The organism is Roseibium sp. (assembly GCF_025698965.1).
Taxonomy (GTDB): domain Bacteria; phylum Pseudomonadota; class Alphaproteobacteria; order Rhizobiales; family Stappiaceae; genus Roseibium.
Genome location: NZ_JAILWL010000518.1, coordinates 1 through 4,373, shown reverse-complemented (window position 1 = coordinate 4,373; position 4,373 = coordinate 1). Strand labels below are relative to the sequence as shown.

Here is a 4,373-nt window from a genome sequence, read left to right as displayed (position 1 = left end):
CGTCATCTTGTCGACTTCGGCTTCCGAGGCCAGACCACGTTCCAGAACCTTGGATTTTACCTTCTCAACATCGATGCCTTTGCCGTCATCGCGCACTTCGATGATGATGTGGCCGCCTTCATGATACGCAGCCAGGGTAATGATGCCTTTTTCCGGCTTGCCGGCTGCCCGCCGGTCTTCCGGAAGTTCCAGCCCATGGTCGGCGGAATTGCGAACCATATGCGTGAGCGGATCCTTGATCATTTCAAGAACCTGGCGATCCAGCTCGGTATCCGCACCGATCATCTCCAGATCGATCGGTTTTTCAAGTTCCTGGCTGAGGTCACGAACGATGCGCGGCAACTTCTGCCATGCGTTGCCGATCGGCTGCATGCGGGTCGCCATGACCCCTTCCTGCAACTCCGCCGTGACGTTTGACAACCGTTGCAGCGGAACCTTGAATTCGCTGTCTTCGTGACGGCGGACAATCTCAAGCAACTGGTTCCGTGTCAGCACCAGCTCGGACACCATGGTCATCAGGTGCTCAAGCGTGTCGACTGCAACGCGGATGCTCTGGTTCGAGACACCGCCGCCGGCCGCTTTCTTCTCGCCGTTGTCGCCACCCGATTTCTTCGCAGCAGGCTTCTTGGCTTCTGAAATGTTCTCTACCTTGGCAGCAGCCGGAGCTGCAGCAGGTTCTTCCACTTCTTCGACAATGTCCTCTGCCTCAACAACTTCAGGCTCGGCTATGTCGACCTCGATCTCGGTCTCACGGAAAGCCCGCTCCAGTTCGTCAAGGGATACTTCGCCCGGGCGCAAAGGACGCTCAAGGGTTTGATCCGCGGCATCTTCTTCGACAGCTTCTGCAGCTTCCACTTTGGCGACGTCTTCATCGGCAGCGGACTCTTCGGCGGCGCCACCTCCGGCCATGGCCGCATCGGCCTTGGCGGACATGTCTTCCAGCTTGCCGATCAGCTCGCTGTCATCCCCTTGCGGTTCTTCACCTTCAGCGGCTTCAAGCTCACCCAGAATGTCCTTGATCTGGTCGATCGAGATCAGGATCAGGGATACAGCTTCCTGCGTGACAGGTGCGCCATCGCGAAACTTGCCCATAAGGGTCTCTGCCGCGTGCGCAATTCCTTCAAGCCGAGGGAGGCCTAAAAAGCCGCAAGTACCCTTAATGGTATGCACGAGGCGGAAAATATTATCTAGAATCGTTGCGTTGTTCGGTTCCTGCTCGAATTTTACGAGCTCAACGTCAACAACATCGAGACTCTCGTTCGTCTCTGTAATGAATTCCCGGAGGAGGTCGTCCATGGCCTGCTCTCATCCCGACTTGTTACTGGTTCCGCATCCGAAAGGATGTCTGGACCGAGAAGTCCATGAGAGTAGGTTGACGGCAAAGAGTTAAGATACGCTGAAACGCACGGAGACTTTTATTTGATCTATTTAGACCTTCGGAAGAGCCGTTATTTTTACCAACTCTTCTTGTTTATCTATTGTTAATACCATGCCGGATTCACGGGCAAGCAGCAAAGTATAGATAGGTTGCACTGAATGAGCATCGACCCTTTCAGGCTCTTCTCCACCAAGGGTTTCCTTCATTCCGAGCGGAATTCGCGGATTGAGACCGCTGGCTGACAGCGTAAAGGAAGGAGATTGTGGCTCGCCTTCCATTTCAACCTTGATTTCACCGCCGCGCGGGACGCACTGGTTGGCAATCAGAATCAGGTTCAGGAGAAGTTTGACGTTATTCTTTGGCATCAGATGCCGGGAAACTTGCCAATTTAGTTCGGATTTTTCGTTTTCCATAAATCCTGTGGCAACAACCTGGGCATCCCCGAGATCAATTTCGGCACCTGCAGAACCGGCTGCGCCGAATGCAAGACGGGCAAATTGCAGTTTCGCCGAAGCCTGCCGCGCGCTCTTGCGGATGAGGTCCATGGCGAACTCGCGCATGTCCTCCGAACCTTCCTCATCCAACACTTCCAGACCGTTGGTGATCGCTCCGACCGGACTGATGATATCGTGACAGACACGGCTGGCAACCAGCGCGGCAAGATCCAGAGAGGAAAGCTCGTTAAGTGCGGACATGGCAGAATAAAGCTCTTAATTCAGGTTCGATGAACCGATGATTCGCGAAAATCTGCCCAAGGGTTACACATCCGGAAAGCCGCTGCCAAGGCAGGGTTCCCTTGCAAAACCCGTCATCCAGATGAAAATTTGCCACTTAAAATACAAGCTCTGCAAATAGAACAACCTAGAGTTCAGGCATGCACCCGACTCTGCCGGCATTGTCCTGGGCATCCTGCGTCAATTGCGAACCATTGACCACGAACAGGAACCGGTTGACCACCGAGTGAAAGAAAACCAGCCGCCCTTCGACAACCGCATAAATGAAGGGACTTCCCGCAGTAGCGAACCCTTCCGACAGGGCAAATCCACCGCAGCCCGCGTATCTCGGTGCATAGGCCTCCGGATCCCGCGCAAAGGCGGCCATGTTGCCTTCATTGACGAAGATCCATTCAACGCCGCCCCACTTGTATTCATGTTTGCGGTCACCCTTGCGCGGATAGCCGTCGACAAAGTAGCTGACGGGATCATGCCCGCCAATTGCGTATCCCGTTATCGGATCGGGGACGAAAACCTGGGGACGTGCAGCACCTTTGTCTGCAAAAACACACAGAACGGCAATCATTACTATGGAAAGACACATGAAGGTCTTTTTTTCAGGCCAGCTTTCCATCGATTCGGCTTATGTAGGATTCGGAGTTCATGCGAATCAGCATGTGTTGCTGCAGCTTAGCATCGTGAGCGGTCCGATCTGAACACATTACGCCACGACGAGCATGTAATGAGGAGAATTCTTGAATGGCACAAAAATCCTGGCGAGTGGCGTCCCTGCTTTCAGCTGCGTTCCTGTGCTTGTGTTTGGTTGCCGCCATCAATCCCTCTTTCGCCCAATCATCCGGAAACGACCCGATTCCGCCCGGCGATACTTACAATGAAGACGAAATCGTACAGGCCGGTCATCAGTTTTTCGGCTCGGTCTCCGGTGGACTGGCGTCTGTCGTCGAACGGGCCTTTTCAAATTACGGCGAACCCAACGGCTACATCCTTGGAGAAGAAGGCTCCGGAGCCTTTGTCGCCGGTGCACGTTATGGGGAAGGCCACCTCTATACCCGCAATGCCGGCAATCACAAGGTGTTCTGGCAAGGTCCCTCCGTCGGCTGGGACTTCGGTGCCGATGGCGCCAGGGTCATGATGCTGGTCTATAACCTGCCCACTGTGAATTCGATCTATTCCCGGTTTGCGGGCGTAAACGGCTCGGCCTACCTGGTTGGCGGTGTCGGAATGACCGTGCTTTTGAAGAACGAAGTCGTTCTTGTTCCGGTCCGTGCCGGTGTCGGAGCCCGTCTCGGGGTGAACATGGGATATTTGAAGTTCACCGACAAGGCGACATGGAATCCGTTCTGAGCGAACCGGTCACCGGGTTGTCTTGAGAAGGTTCGGCAAAATCCGAAAGCTGTAGTACGTTACGTCAGGTGCCCTTGGCGGCACGCCTTGGGTCGTCTAATGATGATGATTGGCACTTGGATTGGTGACTGGAGCCAAATGTGATTGAAGCGGCGTTGTATATTGCACTCGGGTTTTGCACGGCCGGCCTGATTGGTCTTGCTATCCTGCCTGCCTTCTACCGCCGCGCAGCCCGCCTGACCGAAGAGGCACTGCGCGCAGTCAATCCATCAAGCTATGCAGAAGTCAGAGCAGCGCAGGATCAGGTTCGCGCGCGGCACGCAGTGGAACTGCGCCGAGTGGAACGCCAGCTTGACGTTGAGCGCGAAAAGGCGGCTCGTCATCAGTTGGAAGTTGCTAGACTGAATGCAGCCATCGACGAATTGAAAAAGTCCCACCAGGCACAGCTTTCAGACAAGGAAACGAAAATCTCTTCCCTTGTGGGAGATCAGCATGCCGTTGATCTGCTTTCCGCGGAAGTAAAAACGCTCAAGCAAAAGCTCTCCGACGCCGAAAAGGCCGTTGCGGAAAGCTGGACGACAACTCCGGACGAAGATCGCATTACCGCAGCGGCTCGAAAACCGGTGGATGACACCGGTTGGTTGCCTGCAACCGATACAATGACACTTGCAACCATCACCGGCCTGGAAGCAGAGGTCGCGACGCTGAAGGCCAAACTGGCTCAGTACGAGCCGACGGTTGCTTCCGAAGTGGACGCTGCCCGCGCTGAGACAGCACGAACAAATCTGGCAAAGCTGGAAGCACAACTGGTTGACACCGAATCCAAGTATGTTTCGGCACAGGCAGAAGTCACCCGCCTGACGCTTATGCTGGATGCGGTGAATGTTTCCGAACCCGACCTTCAGAACGAACTGAAC

General features: G+C 54.8%; 4 protein-coding genes and 1 pseudogene. 2 read left to right on the top strand and 3 right to left on the bottom strand.

Annotation, left to right across the window (positions count from 1 at the left end; translation table 11 throughout):
- From K5905_RS28465 to K5905_RS28455, 3 genes are all read right to left on the bottom strand, one after another.
- Positions 1-1,296, bottom strand: a 1,296-nt coding sequence (locus K5905_RS28465; RefSeq protein WP_297590710.1) for an Hpt domain-containing protein, incomplete at its 3' end; no start/stop codon positions are given.
- A gap of 132 nt (positions 1,297-1,428) precedes the next feature.
- The gene (gene chpT, locus K5905_RS28460; protein WP_297590707.1) at positions 1,429-2,073 is read right to left on the bottom strand and encodes a histidine phosphotransferase ChpT; all 645 of its coding nucleotides are present in this window, start codon (positions 2,071-2,073) and stop codon (positions 1,429-1,431) included.
- 166 nt (positions 2,074-2,239) lie between these two features.
- A complete protein-coding gene (locus K5905_RS28455) occupies positions 2,240-2,695 on the bottom strand; it encodes a YHS domain-containing (seleno)protein (protein ID WP_297590704.1) in 456 nt (151 codons plus the stop codon).
- Positions 2,696-2,850: 155 nt separating this feature from the next.
- On the opposite strand from K5905_RS28455, the gene K5905_RS28450 reads away from it, so the two are divergent.
- Positions 2,851-3,456, top strand: coding sequence for a DUF1134 domain-containing protein (locus K5905_RS28450; RefSeq protein ID WP_297590702.1), 606 nt, complete (start codon positions 2,851-2,853; stop codon positions 3,454-3,456).
- 140 nt (positions 3,457-3,596) lie between these two features.
- Positions 3,597-4,373, top strand: a pseudogene (locus K5905_RS28445) (hypothetical protein); the annotation flags it as partial.